A 22,766-nucleotide genomic window follows, 5' to 3' on the forward strand; every position below is an offset into this window, starting at 1 on the left:
CGGTACGTCCGGATGCCGCATCACCCAGCCCCGTGACGAGATGTTGCGGAATCGCTCAGGCGCGCGCCGCTCGGCGCTTTCCGGCCCGCGGCGTCAGCACGGCGCCCTCACGCGAGAGCCGCACGGCGATCAGTCCGAGCACCAGGACGACGATCCAGAACCCGGCGACCGCCCCGATGCCGCCGACGACCATGAGGGCGGTCGCGATCATGGGTGTGAAGCCGGCGCCGAGCGTCGACGCACCCTGGTACGCGAGCGAGGCGCCCGTGTAGCGCACGTCCGGCGGGAACTGCTCCGAGATGTACGCGCCGATCGGGCCGGCGAGGATGCCCTGGATCAGACCGTTGCCGACCACCACCGCGATCGCGAAGCCCCATGCCGTGCCGTCGTGCAGCAGCACGAGCGCCGGGAAGGCCCACAGCACCCCCAGCACGCCGCCGATCGTCAGCACCGTGCGCCGCCCGATCCGGTCGGAGAGGCGTGCCGCGGCGAACGACACGACGATCGTGACGACCGCCGCGAGGCCCTTGATGTTGAGCACGGCCTCGCGCGCGACGCCCGCGCCGGTCGCCTCGGACGCACCCCACGACGTCAGGATGCCCTGGCACGCGTAGAACCCGAGCGAGGCGACGAGGGTCAGGATCACGACGCGCGGGTGCCCGGTGAGCACGCGCGTCAGCGGGATGCGGCGACGCTGCGTGCGCTCCGCCGCCTCCGCCTCCAGCCGCTCGAACACGGGCGACTCGGCCACCTTCAGCCGGATGACGAGACCGACGACGATCAGCAGAGCCGAGAAGAGGAAGGGGATGCGCCAGCCCCACACCAGGAACTGGTCACCTGTGAGCGCCGAGACCCCGGACACCACGAAGGTCGCCAGCAGCCCGCCCGCGGGACCGCCGGCGTTGGCGAACGCGGCCGCGAAGCCGCGCTTGCGCTCGGGCGCGTGCTCGAGAGCCATGAGCGTCGCGCCACCCCACTCGCCGCCGACCGAGATGCCCTGCACGATGCGCAGCAGCACCAGGATGATCGGGGCCGCGACGCCGATCATCGCGGGCGTGGGCAGCAGGCCGATCGCGACGGTCGCGACGCCCATCATCAGCATGGACAGCACGAGCATCTGCTTGCGGCCGAGGATGTCGCCGAAGTGGCCGAACAGGATGCCGCCGAGGGGCCGCGCGAGGTAGCCCACCGCGAGCGTCGCGAACGAGGCCAGCAGGCCGATCCCGTCGGGCTGGTCGCCGAAGAACACCTTGTCGAAGATCAGGGCGACCGCGGTCGCGTACAGGATGAAGTCGTAGTACTCGATCACGCTGCCGATGAACGACGAGCCGAGCACGCGGCGCAGGTCACGGGTGTTGAGCGAATCGGAGGCCGGCTGTTCCCCCGCGATGCCCATCAGGTGCCACTTCGTGCTGAGCGAGACGCCGTCGTCGACCGCTGATCCGAGACTCCCACACCGACCGTGCGAGCGCCTCCGTGTCAGCATCCTCCGGGACGCCGCACGTGCGCGGATGCTACGGTGAGCGCATGGAGATCGAGGTCGACAGGATCTAGCCGAACGCCGCCCCCATCGCACAGATGGCTCAGGGCCCCGCGTTCGCGCCCCACCGTTCTCGCGCCGTTCCGGCCGACGGTGACGCGCAGCGATTCCTCACCCGATCGGATCCCCGTCCGCACGCCCTCCGGCGCCCGCGGACGCGCGTCGACCTCGACCGGCCCGTGCGCATCCGCACCGCCGAAAGGTCCCACACTCATGCCAGCCCCCACCTCCGTCACCCTCCGCGACCTCGCGTTCGAGTGGCCCGACGGCTCGCCCGCCCTCGACGGCCTGAACGGCACGCTGCCCACGGGCCGCACCGGTCTGGTCGGGCGCAATGGCGTCGGCAAGTCGACACTGTTCCGGCTCATCGCCGGCCTGCTCGCCCCGACCCGCGGCCGGATCGAGACCGCCGGCGACGTCGGCTACCTGCCGCAGACGCTCACCCTCGACCACGACGCCACGGTCGCCGACCTGCTCGGCATCGCCCCCGTGATCGCGGGACTCCGCGCGATCGAGTCGGGCGACGTCGACGAGCGCCACTTCGACGCCGTCGGCGACGACTGGGACGTCGAGTCCCGCGCGGACGAGGCCCTGCACGAGATCGGCTTCTCGGCCGCCGACCTCGGCCGCCCGGTCGCCCGCCTGTCGGGCGGCGAGGCGATGCTGAGCGCTCACCGGGCTGCGCCTGAGGCGCACGCCCATCACGCTGCTCGACGAGCCGACCAACAACCTCGACCGGCCGACGCGCGCGCTGCTCGGCGAGCTGGTCGACGCCTGGCCCGGGACGCTCGTCGTCGTGAGCCACGACCTCGAGCTGCTCGAGCGGATGGAGCACACCGCCGAGCTGCGCGCCACCGGCCTGGGACAGGAGGCCCGGGGCCGAGGCGCGCGCCTGGAGGTGTTCGGCGGCCCCTACAGCGCGTTCCGCGAGTCCGTCGAGCAGGATCAGGCCGCGGCTGCGCAGGCCGCGCGCACCGCCAAGCAGGCGCTGAAGGTCGAGAAGCGGCAGCGCGCAGAGGCGGAGGCGAAGATCGCGGCCCGGGCGCGGGCCGGGAAGAAGGCCTCCGAGAACATGCCGAGGATCCTTGCGAATTCCCTCGCCCGCAAGGCGCAGGCGACCGCGGGATCGCTGCGCGGCACGCTCGACAGCCGGGTCGAGGCCGCTCAGGAGGCGATGGACGCCGCCGACGCGCTGGTGCGCGACGAGGAGCACATCCATCTCAGCCTCCCCGACCCGGATGTGCCCCGCGGCCGCCGGCTCGCGGAGCTCACGGACGGCACCCGCACGGTGGTGATCCAGGGCCCCGAGCGCGTCGCGCTCGTCGGCCCCAACGGCGCGGGCAAGACGACGCTGCTGGACCAGCTTGTATCCGGCACCGCGCCCCGGGGCGCCCTGCGCGGCACGCTGCTCACGTCACGGGTCGGGTACCTGCGCCAGCGGCTGGACGACCTCGACGACTCCCGGTCCGCCGTCGACAACGTGCGGGACACGGCACCCGGCACTGCCCCTGGCGAGCTGCGCAACCAGCTGGCGAGACTGCTGCTGCGCGGCAGCGCGCTCGATCGCCCGGTCCGCACGCTGTCCGGGGGCGAGCGGTTCCGAGTGGCGCTCGGGCGGCTGCTGCTCGCGGATCCCCCGGCGCAGCTGCTCATCCTCGACGAGCCCACCAACAATCTCGACATCTCCAGCGTCGAGCAGCTCGCCGAGGCGCTGGAGGCCTACCGCGGCGCCGTACTGATCGTCAGTCACGACCATGCGTTCCTGCGCCGCGTCGGCATCGACGCGGTCGTGGCGCTCGAGCCGGGCGGCCGCCTGGCCGAGCGCCCCGCGCTCGACGACTGACGCCAACGGCTCGGGCCGCCTCCGGRGGGGAGGCGGCCCGAGCCTGCGGGAGCGGGATCCCTCAGCGCGCGGCGCCCGCGCGGCGCTTGTTGTAGATGTCGAACGCGACGGCGATCAGCAGGACGATGCCCTTCACGATCTGCTGCGTCGCCTGGTCGATGCCGAGCAGCTGCATGCCGTTCGACATGACGGCCATCACGAGGCCGCCGACCATCGCGCCCGTGACGCGGCCGACACCGCCCGTGGTCGAGGCGCCGCCGATGAAGCACGCCGCGATCACGTCGAGCTCGAACATGTTGCCCGCCCCCGGCTGGGCGCCGTTCGAGCGCGCCGAGAAGATCGCGCCGGCGATGCCCGACAGCAGGCCCATGTTCACGAAGATCCAGAAGTTGACCTTCTTGACGTTCACGCCCGACAGCTGCGCGGCCGACAGGTTGCCGCCGATCGCGTACACGTGGCGCCCGAACACGCTGCGCGTGGTGATCAGCTGGTACACCATGATCAGCACCGCGAGGATGATCAGCACGATCGGCAGACCGCGGCTGTGGGCGATCTGCCACGCGAAGGCCATCACGACGGCCGCCACAAGCACGATCTTCAGCACGAACAGATACATCGCCTCGACGGTCTGCTTGTACTTGATGCGGCCCCGGCGCGTGCGCCACTGCGACCACGCGAAGCCGGCCACCGCGACCGCGCCGATCAGGACCGTGAACGCGTCGTAGCCGTCGCCGCCGATCAGGCCGTTCAGGAAGCCCGTCGCGATGGTCGTGTACTCGCGCGGGAAGGGCGAGAGCGAGATGTTCTCGAGCACCAGGTAGGTCACGCCGCGGAACAGCAGCATGCCGGCGAGCGTCACGATGAAGGCCGGGATGCCGACGATCGCCACCCAGAAGCCGTGCCACGCGCCGACCACCAGGCCGACCGCGATCGCCGCGACGATGCCCACCCACCAGGGCGCGCCCTGCTTGATCACGAGCACGGCCGAGACGGCGCCCGCGAGGGCCACCACCGATCCGACCGACAGGTCGATGTGGCCCGCGATGATCACCATGATCATGCCCAGGGCGAGGATCAGGATGTGCGAGTACTGCAGCACCAGATTGGTGAGGTTGTTGGGGCTCAGCAGCACGCCGTCGGTGACGATCGCGAAGAACGCGACGATGATGACGAACGCGATGTAGATGCCGGACGTGCGCAGGTTGCGGGTGAACAGATCCTTGAGATCCGTGAGGGCGCTGCTCATCGCGCCTCCTCCTTCGGCGTGTTCTTCTCGATGGTCATGAGGGCCATCAGGCTCTCCTGGGTGGCCTCGGCGACCGGGAGCTGTCCCGTGATCCGCCCGTAGGCGAGGGTGTAGATGCGGTCGCACATGCCGAGCAGCTCGGGCAGCTCGGACGAGATCATCACGACCGCCTTCCCGGCCTCGGCGAGGCGGTTGATGATCGTGTAGATCTCGTACTTCGCGCCGACATCGATGCCGCGCGTGGGCTCGTCGAGGATCAGGACCTCGGGAGCGCTCTGGAGCCACTTCGACAGCACGACCTTCTGCTGGTTGCCGCCGGACAGGGTGCCGACCGTGGCCATCACGGTGGGCGCCTTGATGTTCATGCTCTGGCGGAACTCCTGCGCGACCTGGATCTCCTCGTTCTCGTTGATCCAGCCGTTCGAGGAGACCTTCTCGAGCGACGCCGCCGAGATGTTCGTGCGGATGTCGCTGATCAGGTTGAGGCCGTAGTGCTTGCGGTCCTCCGACACGTAGGCGATGCCGTTGTCGATGGCCTCCCCGACGGTGCGGGTCTGGATCTCGCGGCCGTGCAGGTACACCCGGCCCGAGATGTCGCGGCCGTAAGAGCGCCCGAACAGGCTCATCGCCAGCTCGGTGCGCCCTGCGCCCATCAGGCCCGCGATGCCGACGATCTCGCCGGCCCGCACGTCGAACGAGGCGCCCTCCACGACGACCCGGCCGGGCTGCGTGGGGTGATGCACGGTCCAGTCCTCGACGCGGAAGACCTCCTCCCCGATGTGCGGCGTGCGCTCCGGGAAGCGGTGCTCCAGGTCGCGGCCGACCATGCCGCGGATGATCCGCTCCTGTGTGGCGTCGGGACCGTGCATGTCGATCGTCTCGACGGTCTCGCCGTCGCGGATGATCGTGGTCGAGTCCGCGATGGCCTCGATCTCGCCGAGCTTGTGGCTGATGATGATGCACGTGATGCCCTGGTCGCGCAGCTGACGCAGCAGGCCGAGCAGGTGCTCGGAGTCCGTGTCGTTCAGCGCGGCCGTCGGCTCGTCCAGGATCAGCAGGCGCACGTCCTTCGTCATCGCCTTGGCGATCTCGATGAGCTGCTGCTTGCCCACGCCGAGCTGGCCGACGTGCGTGACCGGGTTCTCGTGCAGGCCGACGCGCTCCATGAGCTCGGCGGCCTCGGCGTTGGTCTGGTTCCAGTCGACCAGCCCGCCGCGCACGCGCTCGTTGCCGAGGAAGATGTTCTCGGCCGCCGACAGGAACGGGACGAGCGCGAGCTCCTGGTGGATGATGACGACGCCGTGCTCCTCGGAGTCCTTGATCGAGGAGAACCGCACCTCCTCGCCGTCCAGCAGGATCTGGCCGTCGTACGTGCCGTGCGGGTACACGCCGGAGAGGACCTTCATGAGGGTCGACTTGCCCGCGCCGTTCTCGCCGCAGATGGCGTGGATCTCCCCGCGGCGCACGCTCAGGTTGACGTTCTTGAGCACCTTCACGCCGGGGAAGTTCTTGGTGATGTTGCGCATCTCGAGGATGGCGTCCGACATCGTGGTGTCCTTCGTCTCGTCGGATCCGGGATGACGATGCCCGCCGAAGCGGGGTCCGGCGGGCATCGTCGGGAGGTGGGACGGACTCAGTCCGACTGGCCCTTCTCGATCTCCTCGGCGGTCCAGTAGCCCGAGTCCACGAGCAGCGACTCGATGTTCTCGGCCACCACGATGTCCGACTCGAGCAGGTACGACGGCACGACCTTGACCTGGTTGTCGTAGGTCTCGGTGTCGTTGGCCTCCGGCTCCTCGCCCGCGGCGTACGCCTTGGCGGCCTCGACCGCCTGCTCGGCGAGCTTGCGCGTGTCCTTGAAGATGGTCGAGTACTGCACGCCGTCCGCGATCAGCTTCACCGAGGCGATCTCGGCGTCCTGGCCCGTGACGATCGGCAGGCCCGAGGCCTGGTCCGGGCCGTACCCGGCGTTCTGCAGGGCCGTGATGATGCCGCGCGAGAGGCCGTCGTAGGGCGACAGCACGCCGTGCAGCTCCTTCGCGCCGCCGTCGTACGTCGACGTGAGAAGGTCCTCCATGCGCTTCTGCGCGGTCTCCTGCAGCCAGCGCAGCGTCGCGGCCTGCTCGATGTCCGTCTGGCCGGAGGGGACGACGAGCGTGCCGTTGTCGAGGTAGGGCTGGAGCGTGTCCATGGCGCCCTGCCAGAAGAAGTGCGCGTTGTTGTCGTCCAGCGAACCCGCGAAGAGCTCGATGTTGAACGGCCCCGTCTCACCCGTCTCGGCGCCGCTCTCGTCGAGGATGCCCAGGCCGGTGAGCAGCGACGTCGCCTGCTGCACGCCCACGTTGTAGTTGTCGAACGTGACGTAGAAGTCGACGTTCTCGGTGCCGTTGATCAGACGGTCGTAGGCGATGATCGGCACGCCCTGGTCGGCGGCGGCCTGCAGCTGGTTGGCCAGCGCGGTGCCGTCGATCGAGGCGACGATCAGGATGTCGGCGCCCTTCGTGATCATCTGGTCGATCTGCTGCTGCTGGGTCGGGATGTCGTCGGCCGCGTACTGCAGATCGACCGTGTAACCGGCCTCCTCCAGGCCCGCCTTGACGGCGTCGCCGTCGGCGATCCAGCGCTCCGACGTCTCGGTCGGCATCGCGACGCCGACCGTGATGTCCTCGGGCGCCTCGGTGTCGCCGCCGCCCGCGGGCGCGCCCGCTCCGCCTCCGGCGCATCCGGCGAGCGCCAGGGCCAGTCCGGCCGTGGCCGCCGTCGCGAGGGTGAACCGCTTCGCAGTCCGCTTCATTGCTGTGCCTCTTCTCTTCTTCGAGATCCGGGACGTCCCGGCGTGGGACCATGTTAGCGCTCACACATGGCTGTGTGCACGTTCACACGAGGCACTTTATCCCCCGGGCGCGGCGGCGCCCCCGACCGTCAGCTGGTGGCGAGTCGCAGCATCGTCCAGGACACGGCCGGCAGCACCGCCTTCACGCGGGCGCCGTCCGCGGTCGCTCCCGCGTTCGGAACCGGCACCACCGAGTCCGCATCGTCGGCCGTGGCCTGCCAGGTGTGATCCGGATTCGACAGCGTGACCGCCTCGACGATGCGCAGATCTCCGAGCCCCCGCACGTCCACGGCGAGCTCGAGCTCGTCCGCGACCGAGCGGTTGACCGCGAAGACCACGACGTCGCCGGTCGCCGGGTCGTGGGTCGCGACCGCGTCGAGCGCCGCGACCTCGCCGAACTTCGCCGTCTCGTGCGTGGGCGTGTCGACCGCGAGCCGCAGCACGTCGCCCGCGGCGTGCCGGGCCGTGAGGGCGAACGGGTGGAAGATGGTCTGCCGCCAGCTGCGCCCGCCCGGCTCGGTCATGATCGGCGCGATGACGTTCACCAGCTGCGCGAGCGACGCGGCGTGCACCCGGTCGCTGTGGCGAAGCAGCGAGATCAGCAGCCCGCCCACCACGACGGCGTCCGCCACGTTGTACCTGTCCTCGAGCAGCACGGGCGCGACGGGCCAGTCGTCGCCCTCGGGCACGTGGGACTCGGCCCGCTTCTGGTACCACACGTTCCACTCGTCGAACGAGATCGCGATCCGCTTGCGGTGCTTGCCTGCCGCGCGGACGGCGTCGGAGGTCGCGACCACCGACTCGATGAAGTGATCCATGTCCACCGCGGAGGCCAGGAACGACGCGAGATCGCCGTCCTCCTCGTAGTAGTAGGCGTGCGCCGAGACCATGTCGACGTGGTCGTACGACTCCGTCAGCACGACGCGCTCCCACTCGCCGAAGGTGGGCATGCCCGATCCGGACGATCCGCACGCGACGAGCACGAGATCGGGGTCGATCATCCGCATGGCGCGGGCCGTCTCGGCCGCCAGCCGGCCGTACTCGGCGGCCGTCTTGTGGCCGATCTGCCACGGGCCGTCCATCTCGTTGCCGAGGCACCACATCCGGATGTCGTGCGGCTCCTCGGAGCCGTTGGCGCGACGCAGGTTCGCCAGGGCCGTGTCGCCCGTGCCGTTGCAGTACTCGAGCAGATCGAGCGCCTCCTGCACGCCGCGCGTGCCGAGGTTGACCGCCATCATGGGCTCGACCCCCGCGGCCCGGCACCAGCGCACGAACTCGTCGACGCCCACGAGGTTCGGCTCGGTGGAGTGCCAGGCGAGCTCGAGCCGCCGCGGTCGGTCGGCGACCGGGCCGATGCCGTCCTCCCAGCGGTACCCGGAGACGAAGTTGCCTCCCGGATAGCGCACCGTCGTGACCCCGAGCTCGCGGGTGAGCTCGAGCACGTCGCCCCGGAAGCCGTCGGCGTCGGCCGTGGGGTGGCCGGGCTCGTGGATGCCCGTGTACACGCAGCGCCCGAGGTGCTCGACGAACGAGCCGAAGGTGCGCGGACGCACGGGGCCGACGGTGAAGGCCGGGTCGACCGTGACGGAGGCGGTCAGCATGGAGGGATTTCCTTTCGGTGGTGGATGCACGGCAGGGGACGGCCGCGGACGGCCGGTGAGGTGGTCGGGATGACCGGCCGGCGGCGCGGAGGCACGCGCCGCCGGCCGGCGGGATCAGCCGAGTTCGTTCTCGAGGTCGGTCTGCGCCTGCTCGAGGACCTGCTGAGCCGGCACCTTGTTCTCGAACGCCTCGTTCAGCGTCACGGTGCGGAACAGGTTGTCGACCGAGGGCCAGTTCGGCGACGAGAAGGACTCCCAGTGGCCGATGCCGTCCTTCACCTGGTTCAGGACGTCGAACAGGTTCGTCTGGAAGTACTGGTTGAACTTGTTGTCGGGGTTGTGGGTGACGGCCTCGTCCTCCCAGACCGACATGTTCACGGGGTCGAAGCCGAGCTCCTCCCACACGGCCACGTTGGCCTCAGGCGAGAGCTTCGCGAACGCCAGCCAGTCGGCCGCGAACTCCGCGACGGGCGACGAGCCGATGACCGCGGTGCCGGTGCCGCCGCCGCCGATCGTCTTGACCGCGGCGCCGTCGGGGACGGGAGCCGGCGCGATGGCGATCTTGCCGGCGAGGTCGGGCATGTAGTCCACGAACCGCGAGGTGTACCACGCCGGGTACACGACCGCGGCGAAGTCGCCGCTGTTGATGGCGCCGTAGGCCTGCTCGTCGTCCGGGCTGCCGCCGGGGATCGTCGAGATCGCGCCGGCCTCCTGCATCTCCTGCAGCATCGAGATGGTCTCGACCGCCTCCGGGCTGTCCACCTGCGGGTTGCCGTCGGCGTCCATCCACTCGCCGCCCAGCTGCGCGGTGATGAGCGGCTCGACGAACGTCACGCCGGTCTCGGCGATGCCGAACGCCTTGCCCGTGGCCTCGTTGTACTGCTGGCCCGCGGCGCTGAAGTCGTCCCAGGTCTGGATCGTGGTGTAGTCGATGCCGGCGCCCTCGAGGAGCTCGGTGTTGTAGAACGCGACGAACGCCCCGACGTGTGTGGGGAACGCGTAGATCGAGCCGTCCTTCGAGTAGAGGTCGAGGCGCGCCTGGACGATGTCGTCCACGTAGGGCTCGGCGACCTCCGTGAGGTCGACCAGCGGCGGGTTCTCGCCCCGCACGAAGTTCGCGAACTTGTTGACCTCGATGTCGACGACGTCCGGGAGGCCCTCGCCGGCGTTGAGCGCCAGCTGCAGCTTGTTGTGCATCTCCTCGTACGGGTACACCGTGATCTGGATATCGATCGCGCTGTCGGGGTTCTCCTCGTTCCAGGCCTCGGCCATCGCCTCGTAGAAGGCGGCGTGGACCTCGGCGAACACCCACATGTCGACGACGGTGGAGCCGTCCTCATTCACGGTGGGCGCCTGGCCGCCGCCGCTGCAGCCGGCCAGGGCGCCGGCCGTGAGGGCGAGAACCGCCCCCATCGGGATGATCCTTCGTGCGTTCATGGTGATCTCCTTCGATCGTTGCTGTGTGCGGGGGGGGTGGGGTCTTGCGTCGTCAGCCCTTGACCGCGCCGGCGGTCATGCCTTCGATGAAGTAGCGCTGGAACGCGAGGAAGAGCAGGAGGATGGGGACGAGCGAGAAGAACGCGCCGACGATGAGCAGGTCGTAGTTGTTGCCGTGGGGCGTCAGCAGCGCGTTCAGGCCGATCGGCAGGACGAACTTCTCGGAGCTGCGCAGCACCAGCAGCGGCCAGAGGAAGTTGTTCCAGCACATCATCCCGTTGAGGATCGCCATGGCGGCGATGGCCGGCTTCGCGATGGGGAGCACCAGGCGGAAGAAGATGCCGAACTCGCTCACGCCGTCGACGCGTCCCGCCTCGACGAGCTCGTACGGCACGCCGAGGAAGTACTGCCGGAAGAAGAAGATCGTCATGGCGTGGGCGAGGAACGGCAGCCAGATCACCGTGAACGTGTCGGCGAGGTCGAAGTCGTTGACCTGCATGTAGAGCGGGAGCATCAGCATCTCGAACGGGACCGTCATCACGATCAGGACGGCGACGAACACGACCTGCTTGCCGCGGAACTCGTACATCGCGAGGCCGTAGGAGACGAAGGAGCTGACCAGGAGGGTCAGCACGACCTGCACGGCGGTGAGCCACAGGCTGTTCCAGAACCACAGGAAGTAGTCGCCGGAATCCGTGAACAGCACGCGGTAGCTGTCCAGGTCGAAGGACCCGAAGTCGATCGCGAAGCTGATGCCGCTGCGGATGAGGGATCCGCCGTCCTGGAACGTGCCCAGGAGGATCGCGATGATCGGGATCAGGGCGATGACCGCGATGACGATCAGGAACGCGGACTGGATCAGGCCCGCGAACCGCTGAGGCCACGGCAGCTGCGGCCGCACGCCCTCGATCACGGTGATGTTCGCGCGCGTCTCGGTCATCGCGTCGCCTCCTTCCGGAACGTGCCCGTCAGCGTGAGCTGGGTGACGTTGATGACGAGGACCACCAGGAGCAGGACCACGCCCACGGCGGAGGCGAAGCCCATGTCGTTCTGCTGGATCCCCTGCCGGTACAGGTATCCGACGATGGTCAGGCCCTGATTGTTCGGAGACTGGTTGCCGGCGTAGAGCATGAAGCTCTCGGTGAACATCGCGAGGCCGCCGTAGATGCTGATCGTGATGACGTACACGATGGTCGGGCGCAGGTTCGGCACCGTGATGTGGAGGAACTGCTTGATCCGCCCGGCGCCGTCCAGGGCCGCCGCCTCGTAGTACTCGCGCGGGATGGACTGCATCCCCGCGAGGAAGTACATCGTGTTGACGCCGGTCCACCGCCACAGCGCCAGCACGAGCAGGACGATCAGGCCGGGGATGTCCTCGCGCAGCCACCGCACGGGCCCGAACCCGATGAAGTCGAGCACCTGGTTCACCATGGCCGAGTCGCTCTCGGAGAACATGAGGCGGAAGACGAGGCCCGCGACGACGATGGACGTGAGGGCCGGGACGAACAGCGACGCCTTGAAGAGGTTCTTGATCCGCGGGCTGCCGATCTTGGAGTTGAGGATCGCCGCGAGCACCATCGGGATCGGGATCAGCAGCACGAGGGTGAGCACCATGTAGCGGAAGCTGTTGCCCACCGCCTGCCAGAACACGCGGTCGCCGACCATCCGCTCGTAGTTGCGGAAGCCGATGAACGTCGCCTGCCCGTACAGGAGCTCCTGGAAGCTCATCATGAACGAGCGGACGATCGGCACGGCCCAGAAGACCAGCAGCGTGATCACGAACGGCAGCACGAACAGGTACGGTGCGGCCTTCTTCGAGTACAGCAGTCGCTTCATCGCGCCTTCCTCGGTGAGGGTGACGACCATGTCACCTGGTTCTTTTTACATCGATGTAAATCGGTGACGCAAGAGGGGTTCCGACATCCCGTCGAAGGGGACGCGGTCAGCGCGCGGTCGAGTCGCGGGGCACGAGCTGGAAGTCGGCGACCACGAGGCGCGGCGGGCGGGACTCCCCCGCCATGCGCTCGATGAGCAGGTCCACGGCGACGCGCGCGATCTGCTCCCGGCCCGGCGCGATCGAGCTCAGGGTCGGGGCCGAGTAGCTGCCCTCCTCGATGTCGTCGAATCCGACGACCGCGACGTCGCGCGGCACCGCGATGCCGCGCTCGTGCAGCTCGTGGAGCGCCCCGAGCGCGAGCGCGTCGTTCATCGCGAACACGCCGTCGACGGGCGCTCCCGAGTCGAGGATCCGCGCCATGGCGGCCGCCCCCGTCGAACGACGCCACCTGCCGGCCTCGCCGACCAGGCGGCGGTCGTGTTCGAGCCCCGCCTCGGCCAGACCCGCCAGGTAGCCCTCGAAGCGCAGGATCGCCGATCCCATCTGCTCGCCGACGTGCGCGCCGATCACGGCGATGCGGCGGCAGCCGCGCTCCGCCAGGTGCAGGGTGGCGGCGCGCGCCGCCTCCCGGTTGTTCATCGTGACGTGGTCGACGGGCGCACCGAACACCCGCTCCCCCAGCATGACCAGCGGGTAGTCGAGGTCCTCGAACGGCGACAGGTCGGCCGGATCCATGGTCATGGGCGAGAACAGCAGGCCGTCGGTGAGCTGGCGGCGCTCGCTGCGCAGCACGTCCAGCTCGTGCTCTCCCATCGGCCCGGTGTGCTCGATCAGCAGCACGAGATCACGCGCCTCCGCCGCTCGCATGAACGAGTCGGCGAGCTCGGCGAAGTACGGATTGCGCAGCTCGGGGATCGCCAGCCCGATCATCCCAGTGCGCCCGCGCCGCAGGTTGCGCCCGGAGACGTTGACCCGATACCCCAGGTCCGAGATCGCCGACTCGACGCGCGCCCGTGTCCCGGGCCGCACGTGGACGAACCCGTTCACGACGTTCGACACCGTCTTGACCGAGACGCCGGCGCGGTCGGCGACGTCGCGCATCGTCACCGACATGCGTCCTCGCCTTCCGCCGCGGCCTCTCGCCCGACATCGGCATTCTATGCAGGCGCAGCGGATCCGCCGGCTCGGGGCGCATCCGTGTGCGGAAGACCCCGAGCCGTCGCCGAGGGCGTCAGATCCCCTGGGCCAGGCGGTGGTACGCGGCGTTCCAGCGCACCTGGTCGGCGAAGCCGCGGCGCGTCGTGGACTCGTCGATCACGAGGAGCTCGCAGCGGGCGATGTCCGCGAACACCTCGAACGCCTCGACGCCCGCGGCGGTCGACAGCACCGTGTGGTGCGCGCCGCCGGCCGTGAGCCAGGCCTCGGCCGAGACGTCGAACGACGGGCGCGGGCGCCAAACGGCCCGCGCCACGGGCAGGTGCGGCAGCGGCGCGGGAGGCGCCACGACGTCGACCACGTTCGCGGTGAGGCGGAAGCGGTCGCGCATGTCGGCCAGCGACACGACGACCGCACCCTCGGTCGCATCGGCGTCGAACACCATGCGGACCGGGTCCTCCTTGCCGCCGATGCCGAGCGGGTGGATCTCGACCCTCGGCTTCGCCGTGGTGAGGGACGGGCAGATCTCGAGCATGTGCGCGCCCAGGATGAGCTCCGCGCCGGGCGTGAGATCGTACGTGTAGTCCTCCATGAGCGACGCGCCGCCGGGCAGGCCCTCGCCCATGACCTTCGCGGCCCGCACGAGCACGGCGGTCTTCCAGTCGCCCTCGGCGCCGAAGCCGTAGCCCTTCGACATCAGCCGCTGCACCGCGATGCCGGGCAGCTGGCGCAGCGCCCCGAGGTCCTCGAAGTTGGTGGTGAACGCCTTGGCGCCGATCCCGCCGAGGAACTCCTCGAGCGCGAGCTCCTGGCTCGCGGCGTACCGCAGCGACTCGTGGCGCTCGCCGCCGCGGCGCAGCTCGGGGACCACGTCGTAGAGGTCCTCGTACTCGGCCACCAGCCGGTCGACGTCCGCATCGGCCACGCGCTCGACCGCCGCGACCAGGTCGTTCACGCCCCATGTGTTCACCGAGACGCCGAAGCGGAGCTCCGCCTCGGTCTTGTCTCCCTCGGTCACGGCGACGTTGCGCATGTTGTCGCCGAAGCGGGCGAGGCGCAGCTCGTGGGTCGCGGCCCATCCGGCGGCGCCGCGCACCCAGGTGCCCACGCGACGGGTGACGGCGGGGTTCGACACGTGACCCACGACGGTCGTACGGGCGACGCCCAGGCGGGTGGCGAGGTACGCGTACTCGCGGTCGCCGTGCGCGGCCTGGTTGAGGTTCATGAAGTCGAAGTCGATGCTGTCCCACGGCAGCTCGACGTTCGCCTGCGTGTGGAGGTGCAGCAGCGGCTTGCGGAGCGCATCCAGGCCGGCGATCCACATCTTGGCGGGGCTGAACGTGTGCATCCACGTGATCACGCCCAGCACGCGGTCGTCGGCGTTCGCGTCGAGCATCGCGCGGCGGATGGAGGCGGCGTCCTTCAGGACCGGCTTCCACACGATCGTGGCGGGCACGTCGGCCGACGCGTCCAGCGCCCGCGCCACCTCCTGCGACTGCTCCGCCACCTGACGCAGCGTCTCCTCGCCGTAGAGGTCCTGGCTGCCGGTGAGGAACCAGACCTCGCGGTCGGCATAGGGCTTGCTCATGGATGTCCTTCCTGAGTTGCTCGGCGGCCGCGTCAGCGCTGGCCGTAGACGTTCTGGTAGCGGTCGTAGAGGCTGTCGATCGCCTGCTGCGGGATGGCCAGCGGCTCGCCCAGCTGGCGCGAGATGTGCACGGTGCGGGCGACCTCCTCGAGGAGGACCGCGGCCTTGACGGCCGACTTCGCGTCGCGGCCGATCGTGAACGGGCCGTGGTTCTGCATCAGCACGGCCGGGCTGCGGTGGTCGCGCAGCGTCTCGACGATGCCGCGTCCGATCGAGTCGTCGCCGATGATCGCGAACGGACCGACCGGGATCGGCCCGCCGAACTCGTCGGCCATCATGGTCAGCACGCAGGGGATCTCCTCGCCCCGCGCGGCCCATGCGGCGGCATAGGTCGAGTGCGTGTGGACCACTCCCCCGACGTGCGGCATGTGCCGGTAGACGTACGCGTGGGCGGCGGTGTCGGACGACGGGTTCCGCGTGCCCTCCACGAGTTCGCCGTCGAGGTCGCAGACCACGATCGCATCGGCGTCGAGCTCGTCGTACGAGACCCCCGAGGGTTTGATCACGAGCAGATCGGGATGCCCGTCCACGCCGGGGACGCGCTCCGAGACGTTGCCGGCGGTCCAGACCACGAGCTCCCAGCGGGGCAGCTCGGCGTGGAGGGCGGCGACACGGGCCTTGGCGTCGTCGACGGCCGCGCGCATGGCGGCGGGGACTGATGCGGTCATCGGAGGCTCCAGGTGGGATCGGAACGGGAACGGTCAGCGGATGGCGGCGACGGCGGCGCGCTCGGCGGCCAGTCCGGCGGCCCAGCGATCGAGGTACGCGCGGTGGTCGGCGATCTCTTCGGCCGTGGGCTCCGCCACGGATGTCGCCGCCCCCGCGAACACGGCGTCGGCGAGCCACGCGGCCAGGGTGCGGCCCGCGGCCGCGCCGTCGGCGACGGCACGGGCGTAGGCGGCCAGGACCGCCATGCCCCACGCGCCGCCCTCTCCCGCGGTCTCTCCGACGACCACGGGCGCCTCGACCGCGGCCGCCAGCAGCCGCTGCGCGACCCCGGCGGTGCGGAAGACCCCGCCGTGGGCGCACATCGCGTCGATCGCCACGCCCTCGTCGGCGAGGGTGCGCATGCCGAGGCTCAGGGTGGCGAACACGCCCCGCAGCTGGGCGCGGAAGAACCCGCCGAGCGTCAGGCGCGAGCCCGGCGTGCGGACGAAGAGCGGGCGCCCCTCGAGCAGCTCGGCGATCGGCTCGCCGGCCAGGTGGTTGTAGGCCAGGAGCCCGTCGTCGGCGCCCGCCTCGAGCGCTCCCCGCAGCAGCGCGGCGAACACGTCGTCGCCCGTCGCCGGGGATCCGATCGCGGCCGCGAACTCGCCGAACACGCCGGCCCAGGCGCCGAGCTCGCTGGCGCCGTTGTTGCAGTGCACCATCGCCACGGGGTCGCCGGCGGGCGTCGTTACGACGTCGATCTCGGGGTACGGGCGCGACAGGGCTCGCTCGAGCACGACCATGGCGAAGATGCTCGTGCCCGCGCTCACGTTGCCGGTGCGCGGCGTGACGGCGTTCGTCGCCACCATGCCCGTGCCGGCGTCGCCCTCGGGCGGGCACAGCGGCGCGCCCGCGCGCAGCGAGCCGGTCGGGTCGAGCAGCGCGGCGCCCTGGTCGGTCAGCGCGCCGGCCGGCGCGCCCGCCGGCAGCACCGTCGGCAGCAGCTCCCGCAGCCGCAGGTGCGGGGCGCCCGCCGCGGCGAGGCGCTCGTCCGCGATCCGGATGAGGGCCTCGTCGTAGTCGCCGGTCGCGGGGTCGATCGGGAACATGCCCGAGGCGTCGCCGACGCCGAGCACGCGCTCGCCGGTGAGCAGCTCGTGCACGTGGCCGGCCAGCGTGTTCAGGTGCGCGATGCGCGCGACGTGCTCCTCGTCGTCCAGGACCGCCTGGTGCAGGTGCGCGACCGACCAGCGCAGCGGGATGTTGCAGGCCAGCGCCTCGGACAGCTCCGCGGCGGCGCGCTCGGTGTTGACGTTGCGCCACGTGCGGAACGGCACGAGCAGCTCCCCCGCGGCATCGAACGCCAGGTAGCCGTGCATCATGGCCGACACCCCGATCGCGCCGATCGTCTCGGGGCGGGCGCCGTGGCGGCGCTCGGCGTCGGACGCCAGCTCCGCATACGCGGCGCGGAGCCCGTCGCGCACGGCGTCGAGCGAGTAGGTCCACAGCCCGTCGACGAGCTCGTTCTCCCACTCGTGCCCGCCGACGGCGAGCACGCCGCCGTCCGTCCCGATGAGGCAGGCCTTGATCCGGGTCGATCCCAGCTCGATCCCCAGCGCGGTGCGGCCGTCGAGGATCGCCGCTCGGGCCTCGGCCGCGGGGGCCGCCGTCTCGGGATGCGACATCGCACTGCTCCGTTCCGCCGGGCGTCCTCGCCCGGGTCATCCGTCCAGGTCGGGCCGGTTCGGCCCGGACGTCAGCATATGTTAGCGCTCACATATGCGCAACACGCGTCAGGCCCGCGCCGCGGGTGAAGGAGCCGCGGGCTCAGGCGGGCGGAGCCGTGCTGTCGCGCACGACGAGCACGGGCGGGATGACCGCCACCATGCCGCCGGTCGACGCGGCCGCGCCGGCGGACCAGTGGTCGAGGAGGGCCCGGAGCGCGGCCTCCCCCAGCTCGGCGAAGGGCTGCCGCACGGTCGTGAGCGCCGGGACGAGGAACCCGCTGCCGTCGATGTCGTCGAAGCCTACGACCGCGACGTCCTGGGGAACGCGCACTCCGCTCTCCCAGAACGCCTTCAGCAGCCCCAGCGAGAGGTAGTCGTTGGCGGCGACGATCGCCGTCGGCCCGTCGGCGCCGCCGATCTCGGCGGCGAGCGCGCGGCCGATCTCGTATCCGCGGTCGGCCGACCATCCCTCGGCCGCCACCGTGCGCGCGGGATGCCCCGCCTCGGCCATCGCCTCGGTGTAGCCGGTGACGCGGCGCGCCGCGTCGTACCAGCCGTCCGGGCCCGCGACGTGCACGATCCTGCTGTGCCCCAGCTCGATCAGGTGGCGGGTCGCCAGCGAGGAGCCCCGGTGCTGGTCGACGCACACGTAGCGGACGCTGGTCTCGGCCGGGATGTCGGGGCGCGCCGCGACGACGACGACGGGAACGGCCGGGGCCAGGTCGTCGATCAGGCGGGCGACGTCCTCCAGCGGGGCGACCACGACCACGCCGTCGACGCCCTGGTTCATGAGCTGGTCGAGCACCTCGCGCGCCGAGGCGGAGTCGTCTCCGGCGAGCGCCGCCACCGACACGAAGTAGCCCTCCGACCGCGCGGCGGCCTCGATGGCGAGCACGGTGCTGGCCGGGCCGAAGTGCGTGGTGGCCGCGGTCAGGATGCCCACCGTCGCGGTGCGCGCGGTCACGAGGGCGCGCGCCGCCTGGTTCGGCCGGTACCCGAGGTCCTCGATCGCCGCGAGCACTCGGTCGCGCGTCTCGGGGCGGACGTAGGCGTGCCCGTTCAGCACCCGGGAGACCGTCTGGTGCGAGACGCCGGCGCGCGCGGCGACGTCCGCCATGGACGGCGGCCGGGATGCGGGCATGCGTCCCTCCTCACGTATGCGCGACGGTGTGTGGGCACCCAGCGTAGCGGCGGCGCGGGCCGAGCCCGGGACGGGGCTCACTGCGGGTACGGCGTCTCGCCCCTCTCGAGCATGGCGACCAGCTTGGCGATCCGGTCGGCGCGGCTGGTGGCGCTGGGCGCCGTCAGCACCCGGTGCAGGACGGCGTAGCGGTTCTGCCCGTTGAGCCGCGCGAAGGACTCCGCCGCGCCGGCGGACGCCGTCAGCGCCGCCGCGAGATCCTCGGGGACCTGCACCGTCGCGGGTCCCGCGTACGCCCGCTCCCACCGTCCGTCGGCCTTCGCCCGGTCGATCTCCGCCTGCCCGCGCGGGCGCATCCGGCCCTGCGCGATCAGCTCCGACACGATGCCCACGTTGCGCTGCGACCAGATCGACGCGCGGCGCCGGGGCGTGAAGTGCTGCCGGAAGACCGCGCGGTCGACGCTCTGGCGGCGCCCGTCGATCCAGCCGCTGCACAGCGCCTCCTCGAGCGCCTGGGCGTAGGTCAGCGAGGTGGGCGACGTGGTGCCCTTCTTCGCGAGGATCAGCCAGACGCCGTCGGTCGTGTCCTCGTGCCGGTCGAGCCAGGCACGCCAGGCCGCGGCATCCGCCACGACGAGCTCCGCGCCGCTTTGGCGCTCCTCGGCTGTCATGGCGCCATGGTAGGCGGCGGGCGCCGACATCCCCGCTCCCGGAGCGCGGGTGCCGGTGTACCGCACGCTTCGCCGGCCGTCAATCCCGGGTCGCCGAGGCGTCGCGGGCGTCTACCGTCGAAGCAGGGTGCGGACGGGGGAACGGGATGAGGCGCGTGTCGCTCGATTCCAGCGTGATCGCCGCTGCGGGGTACGACCCGGGGACGGCGGTGCTCGAGATCGAGTTCACGACCGGCGACGTCTACCGGTACTTCGCCGTGCCGCCGTCCGTGTACCGCGGCCTGCGCAACGCCGCGAGCGCGGGCCGGTTCTTCAGCGAGCGCATCCGAGACGTGTACCCGTCCCAGCACATCGGCTGGTGAGGCTCAGCCGACCCGCTCCTCGACGAGCGGGTCCGGCTCGGGCGGCGCGACCGGCACCCGCCGGATGCGCAGCGACACCAGCGCCGCCACGATGCAAAGCCCTGCCGCGGCGAACCAGGCGATCGTGTACTGGCCCGTGGCGTCGCGGACGATGCCGGCGAGGATCGTCGCGATGCCGGCGCCGAGCTGGTGGCTCGCGAACACCCAGCCGAACACGAGCGGCCCGCGGTCGCCGAACACCTCGCGGCACAGGGCGATGGTCGGCGGCACGGTGGCGACCCAGTCCAGTCCGTAGAACACGATGAAGAACCACATGGGTGGGTGGACCTCGCTCGAGAGCAGGAACGGCAGGAACAGCAGGCTGATGCCGCGACCGGCGTAGTACACCCCCAGCAGGATGCGCGGGTTCACCCGGTCCGTGAGCCAGCCGGAGAACACCGTGCCGACGATGTCGAAGATGCCGACGGTCGCGAGCAGTCCCGCCGCGACCGGCTGGGTCATGCCGTGGTCGTGCGCGGCGGGGATGAAGTGCGCGCCGATCAGGCCGTTGGTCGAGGCGCCGCACACCGCGAAGCCGATCGCGAGCGCCCAGAAGGTCCGCTGCCGCGCGGCGTCGCGCAGCGCGCGCAGCGCGAGCACGGCCGGGTTGACGAGGGACCGGTACGGCGGCGCGGGGGGATCCGCGGGATCCGCGCCGTACGGCAGCAGCCCGATGCGGTGCGGCGAGTCATGCAGGAACCACGCGACGAGCGGCACGACGATCAGCGCGCCGCCCGCGACCACCAGGCTCGCCTCGCGCCATCCGACCTCCGTCGCCAGCCACGCGGTGGGCGGCAGGAACACGAGCTGGCCCGTCGCGCTTCCCGCGCTCAGCACGCCGGAGACCACTCCGCGATGCCGGATGAACCAGCGCTGCGTCACGGTGGCGGCGAAGACCATCGCCATGGATCCCGTGCCGATCCCGATCAGCCCGCCCCACGTCAGCCACAGCACGAACGGCGCCGTCGCGAGCGTGCCGAGCACGGCGCCGGAGGCCACGAGCGCGAGCGCCGCGATCGTGACGCGCTTCAGACCGAACCGGTCCATGAGCGCCGCGGCGAAGGGCGCCGTCAGGCCGAACAGCACGATGTTGATGCCGATCGCGATCGACAGGTCGGTGCGGCTGAAACCGAGCTCGGCCTCGATCGGCACCATGAACACGCTCGGCGCCGCACGGAAGCCGGCGGCGCCCACCAGGGCCAGGAACGCCACGATCGCGACGATCCAGGCGGGATGCAGGCGTGGCCGGGTCGGCGCGGGAGACGGCGGGGTCATCCCCTCATTCTCACCGCCCGCGGACGCGCCGGGACGTGGCCGATCGGACACCCGTGGCATGGATCCTGCCGACCTGCGCCAGAAGACCCCGCTCTCCGACGACTGTCGGGTTGCGGGGTCCTCGGCGATGTCGCGTGCGCTGCACGCGATCCCCTCAGGCGCGGCGCAGCTGCGCGGCCGCCGGGCAGTCGAACGGGTCGCGCGCGGCGATGCCGACGCGGTTGAGGTACTCGATCACGATGCCGTACGAGCGCCAGAGCGTGGTCTCGGTGTAGGGCACGTCGAACGAGGCGCAGTAGTCGCGGACGATCTCGCGCGCCTTGGCCAGGTGCGGCCGGGGCATGTTCGGGAACAGGTGGTGCTCCACCTGGTAGTTCAGGCCGCCCATGAGGGTGGTCGCCCACCAGCCGCCCGTGATGTTGCGCGAGGTGCGCACCTGCTTCGAGAAGAAGTCGAGCTTGGCGTCGTGGGCGATGATCGGCATGCCCTTGTGGTTGGGCGCGAACGAGGCGCCCATGTAGACGCCGAACACGGCGAGCTGCACGCCGACGAACGCGAACGCCATGCCGAGGGGCAGCAGCAGGAACACGGGGACCAGCACGACGGCGAGGCGCAGCACGATCAGGCTCAGCTCGAGCCAGCGGCCCTTGACGGGCTCACGCGAGAACAGGTGCTTGAGGCCGAGGAAGTGCAGGTTGAGCCCCTCGAGCGTGAGCAGGGGGAAGAACAGCCAGCCCTGGCGGCGCGTGATCCAGCGTCGCAGCCCGCGGGCCTCGGCCGCGTCGGCGTCGAGGAACGAGATCGTGTCGACCTCGATGTCGGGGTCCTTGCCCACCCGGTTGGGGTTCGCGTGGTGGCGGGTGTGCTTGGCGTCCCACCAGGAGAGGCTGATGCCGACGACGCCTGCCGCGAGGATGCGCGCCAGCCGGTCGTTCGCCGGACCCGTGGTGAGGATCTGCTTGTGCGCGGCCTCGTGGGCGAGGAAGGCGACCTGCGTGAACAGGATGCCCAGCGCCGCCGCCATGAGCAGCTGGAACCAGCTGTCGCCGAGCAGGATGAACCCGGTGACCACGCCGCCGAATGCCAGGGCGAGCGCGACGCCGACGAGGGCGTAGAACCAGACCGCGCGGCGCAGCAGGCCGGTCTCTCGCACGACCTGCGACACCTGCGTGTAGGCGCGGGCGATGGGCGGATATGTGTCGGTCCCGGCATACGTCTGACGCACGGGCCCGAGACGGCTGGCGACGGCGTCCGCGCGGACGAGGGTGTCGGTGGAGGAGATGGCGTGCCCCTGTCGATCGGTCGGCCGCCGGACGGCCTTCGAAGCCAAAGGCGGATGCCGATCGCTGAGGCTTACGTTACAGGCCGAGGCATGCGGCGTCGCGTATACCAGGCGGTTGCCCGGGCGACACCCAGCGCACCGATAGGGGCCGTCCCACCAGGCGGGCTCAGCCGCGCACTCGGGCGCGCGGCCGGCGCGTGCGGCGGGGCGGGGTGGCGCGCTTCCGGGTCTCGGGAGCAGGCGCGGCGGCCTCCTGCAGCTCGGCTCGCAGCGCCGCGCGCGCCTCGTGCTGAGTGCGGAAGGCGCCCATGGGCTGACCCTGCGGGCCGTGCAGCGCGAAGCGGTCGTCGCCGGTGACGGCGATGAAGCCGGCGAACTCGTCGTGGAGGGTCGCGACGTAGACGTCGTGGTCGGCCTGCTTCCAGCGGAGAGCCGCGGGACCGACGTGGTCGAGGTGGACAGGGGGAAGTGCGGAGTGCAT

18 protein-coding genes and 1 pseudogene are annotated in these 22,766 nt (G+C 71.0%); 2 read left to right on the forward strand and 17 right to left on the reverse strand.

Annotated elements, in window-relative coordinates:
• Positions 1 to 55: 55 nt before the first annotated feature.
• Positions 56 to 1,396: an MFS transporter gene (locus B5M43_RS07375; RefSeq protein WP_055991627.1), complete on the reverse strand. Its 1,341-nt coding sequence runs from the start codon at positions 1,394 to 1,396 to the stop codon at positions 56 to 58.
• Between the two features lie 357 nt (positions 1,397 to 1,753).
• Here B5M43_RS07375 and B5M43_RS07380 point away from each other — a divergent pair.
• Positions 1,754 to 3,383, forward strand: a pseudogene (locus B5M43_RS07380) (ABC-F family ATP-binding cassette domain-containing protein).
• 61 nt (positions 3,384 to 3,444) lie between these two features.
• Here the strand turns inward: B5M43_RS07380 and mmsB are convergent.
• The 13 genes from mmsB to B5M43_RS07445 all read right to left on the reverse strand — a co-directional run bounded on the left by mmsB (position 3,445) and on the right by B5M43_RS07445 (position 19,327).
• Positions 3,445 to 4,629 carry a multiple monosaccharide ABC transporter permease gene (mmsB, locus tag B5M43_RS07385; protein ID WP_055991624.1) on the reverse strand — a complete coding sequence of 395 codons (1,185 nt, stop codon included), beginning with the start codon at positions 4,627 to 4,629 and terminating at the stop codon, positions 3,445 to 3,447.
• Positions 4,626 to 6,176: a multiple monosaccharide ABC transporter ATP-binding protein gene (gene mmsA / locus B5M43_RS07390; RefSeq protein ID WP_055991985.1), complete on the reverse strand. Its 1,551-nt coding sequence runs from the start codon at positions 6,174 to 6,176 to the stop codon at positions 4,626 to 4,628. The genes mmsB and mmsA overlap by 4 nt, the downstream gene beginning before the upstream one ends.
• Positions 6,177 to 6,262: 86 nt before the next feature.
• On the reverse strand, positions 6,263 to 7,423 hold the full coding sequence (chvE, locus tag B5M43_RS07395) for a multiple monosaccharide ABC transporter substrate-binding protein (protein ID WP_055991621.1): 1,161 nt from the start codon (positions 7,421 to 7,423) through the stop codon (positions 6,263 to 6,265).
• 128 nt (positions 7,424 to 7,551) lie between these two features.
• Entirely contained in the window at positions 7,552 to 9,063 is a 1,512-nt protein-coding gene (locus B5M43_RS07400; RefSeq protein ID WP_055991618.1) for an alpha-N-arabinofuranosidase, read from the reverse strand.
• Between the two features lie 114 nt (positions 9,064 to 9,177).
• Entirely contained in the window at positions 9,178 to 10,500 is a 1,323-nt protein-coding gene (locus B5M43_RS07405) for an ABC transporter substrate-binding protein (RefSeq protein ID WP_134746102.1), read from the reverse strand.
• A gap of 52 nt (positions 10,501 to 10,552) precedes the next feature.
• Positions 10,553 to 11,440 carry a carbohydrate ABC transporter permease gene (locus B5M43_RS07410; protein WP_134746101.1) on the reverse strand — a complete coding sequence of 296 codons (888 nt, stop codon included), beginning with the start codon at positions 11,438 to 11,440 and terminating at the stop codon, positions 10,553 to 10,555.
• Positions 11,437 to 12,336 carry a carbohydrate ABC transporter permease gene (locus B5M43_RS07415; RefSeq protein ID WP_055991982.1) on the reverse strand — a complete coding sequence of 300 codons (900 nt, stop codon included), beginning with the start codon at positions 12,334 to 12,336 and terminating at the stop codon, positions 11,437 to 11,439. The genes B5M43_RS07410 and B5M43_RS07415 overlap by 4 nt, the downstream gene beginning before the upstream one ends.
• A gap of 106 nt (positions 12,337 to 12,442) precedes the next feature.
• Positions 12,443 to 13,450, reverse strand: a complete 1,008-nt coding sequence (locus B5M43_RS07420) for a LacI family DNA-binding transcriptional regulator (RefSeq protein WP_134746100.1) — start codon at positions 13,448 to 13,450, stop codon at positions 12,443 to 12,445.
• A 118-nt stretch (positions 13,451 to 13,568) separates the two neighbouring features.
• Positions 13,569 to 15,080, reverse strand: a complete 1,512-nt coding sequence (gene araA / locus B5M43_RS07425) for an L-arabinose isomerase (RefSeq protein ID WP_134746099.1) — start codon at positions 15,078 to 15,080, stop codon at positions 13,569 to 13,571.
• A 32-nt stretch (positions 15,081 to 15,112) separates the two neighbouring features.
• Positions 15,113 to 15,808: an L-ribulose-5-phosphate 4-epimerase gene (locus tag B5M43_RS07430; protein ID WP_055991603.1), complete on the reverse strand. Its 696-nt coding sequence runs from the start codon at positions 15,806 to 15,808 to the stop codon at positions 15,113 to 15,115.
• A gap of 33 nt (positions 15,809 to 15,841) precedes the next feature.
• The gene (locus tag B5M43_RS07435) at positions 15,842 to 17,473 is read right to left on the reverse strand and encodes an FGGY-family carbohydrate kinase (RefSeq protein ID WP_055991600.1); all 1,632 of its coding nucleotides are present in this window, start codon (positions 17,471 to 17,473) and stop codon (positions 15,842 to 15,844) included.
• Positions 17,474 to 17,615: 142 nt separating this feature from the next.
• Positions 17,616 to 18,656: a LacI family DNA-binding transcriptional regulator gene (locus B5M43_RS07440; protein WP_055991597.1), complete on the reverse strand. Its 1,041-nt coding sequence runs from the start codon at positions 18,654 to 18,656 to the stop codon at positions 17,616 to 17,618.
• A gap of 77 nt (positions 18,657 to 18,733) precedes the next feature.
• Positions 18,734 to 19,327, reverse strand: coding sequence for a YdeI family protein (locus B5M43_RS07445; RefSeq protein ID WP_055991594.1), 594 nt, complete (start codon positions 19,325 to 19,327; stop codon positions 18,734 to 18,736).
• 146 nt (positions 19,328 to 19,473) lie between these two features.
• Here B5M43_RS07445 and B5M43_RS07450 point away from each other — a divergent pair, with 146 nt between their 5' ends.
• Positions 19,474 to 19,689 (forward strand): KTSC domain-containing protein, encoded by a 216-nt coding sequence (locus B5M43_RS07450; RefSeq protein ID WP_055991590.1) that lies wholly within the window; start codon positions 19,474 to 19,476, stop codon positions 19,687 to 19,689.
• A 3-nt stretch (positions 19,690 to 19,692) separates the two neighbouring features.
• Here B5M43_RS07450 and B5M43_RS07455 read toward each other — a convergent pair whose 3' ends face one another.
• From B5M43_RS07455 to B5M43_RS07465, 3 genes are all read right to left on the reverse strand, one after another.
• Entirely contained in the window at positions 19,693 to 21,003 is a 1,311-nt protein-coding gene (locus B5M43_RS07455; protein ID WP_134746098.1) for an MFS transporter, read from the reverse strand.
• A 154-nt stretch (positions 21,004 to 21,157) separates the two neighbouring features.
• Positions 21,158 to 22,285 (reverse strand): acyl-CoA desaturase, encoded by a 1,128-nt coding sequence (locus tag B5M43_RS07460; RefSeq protein ID WP_205829502.1) that lies wholly within the window; start codon positions 22,283 to 22,285, stop codon positions 21,158 to 21,160.
• A gap of 166 nt (positions 22,286 to 22,451) precedes the next feature.
• The gene (locus B5M43_RS07465) at positions 22,452 to 22,766 is read right to left on the reverse strand and encodes a hypothetical protein (protein ID WP_055991580.1); all 315 of its coding nucleotides are present in this window, start codon (positions 22,764 to 22,766) and stop codon (positions 22,452 to 22,454) included.

This window comes from Microbacterium sp. MEC084 (assembly GCF_004514465.2).
Taxonomy (GTDB): domain Bacteria; phylum Actinomycetota; class Actinomycetes; order Actinomycetales; family Microbacteriaceae; genus Microbacterium.

Excerpts from the sequence above, each read along its gene's own strand:
- B5M43_RS07465 (WP_055991580.1), bottom strand. The coding sequence starts at position 22,766 with ATGCACTCCGCACTTCCCCCTGTCCACCTCGACCACGTCGGTCCCGCG.
- B5M43_RS07375 (WP_055991627.1), bottom strand. The coding sequence starts at position 1,396 with ATGGGCATCGCGGGGGAACAGCCGGCCTCCGATTCGCTCAACACCCGT.
- chvE (WP_055991621.1), bottom strand. The coding sequence starts at position 7,423 with ATGAAGCGGACTGCGAAGCGGTTCACCCTCGCGACGGCGGCCACGGCC.
- B5M43_RS07430 (WP_055991603.1), bottom strand. The coding sequence starts at position 15,808 with ATGACCGCATCAGTCCCCGCCGCCATGCGCGCGGCCGTCGACGACGCC.
- B5M43_RS07440 (WP_055991597.1), bottom strand. The coding sequence starts at position 18,656 with ATGCCCGCATCCCGGCCGCCGTCCATGGCGGACGTCGCCGCGCGCGCC.
- B5M43_RS07400 (WP_055991618.1), bottom strand. The coding sequence starts at position 9,063 with ATGCTGACCGCCTCCGTCACGGTCGACCCGGCCTTCACCGTCGGCCCC.
- B5M43_RS07410 (WP_134746101.1), bottom strand. The coding sequence starts at position 11,440 with ATGACCGAGACGCGCGCGAACATCACCGTGATCGAGGGCGTGCGGCCG.
- B5M43_RS07450 (WP_055991590.1), top strand. The coding sequence starts at position 19,474 with ATGAGGCGCGTGTCGCTCGATTCCAGCGTGATCGCCGCTGCGGGGTAC.
- araA (WP_134746099.1), bottom strand. The coding sequence starts at position 15,080 with ATGAGCAAGCCCTATGCCGACCGCGAGGTCTGGTTCCTCACCGGCAGC.
- mmsA (WP_055991985.1), bottom strand. The coding sequence starts at position 6,176 with ATGTCGGACGCCATCCTCGAGATGCGCAACATCACCAAGAACTTCCCC.
- B5M43_RS07415 (WP_055991982.1), bottom strand. The coding sequence starts at position 12,336 with ATGAAGCGACTGCTGTACTCGAAGAAGGCCGCACCGTACCTGTTCGTG.
- B5M43_RS07435 (WP_055991600.1), bottom strand. The coding sequence starts at position 17,473 with ATGTCGCATCCCGAGACGGCGGCCCCCGCGGCCGAGGCCCGAGCGGCG.
- B5M43_RS07420 (WP_134746100.1), bottom strand. The coding sequence starts at position 13,450 with ATGTCGGTGACGATGCGCGACGTCGCCGACCGCGCCGGCGTCTCGGTC.
- mmsB (WP_055991624.1), bottom strand. The coding sequence starts at position 4,629 with ATGAGCAGCGCCCTCACGGATCTCAAGGATCTGTTCACCCGCAACCTG.
- B5M43_RS07455 (WP_134746098.1), bottom strand. The coding sequence starts at position 21,003 with ATGACCCCGCCGTCTCCCGCGCCGACCCGGCCACGCCTGCATCCCGCC.
- B5M43_RS07405 (WP_134746102.1), bottom strand. The coding sequence starts at position 10,500 with ATGAACGCACGAAGGATCATCCCGATGGGGGCGGTTCTCGCCCTCACG.
- B5M43_RS07445 (WP_055991594.1), bottom strand. The coding sequence starts at position 19,327 with ATGACAGCCGAGGAGCGCCAAAGCGGCGCGGAGCTCGTCGTGGCGGAT.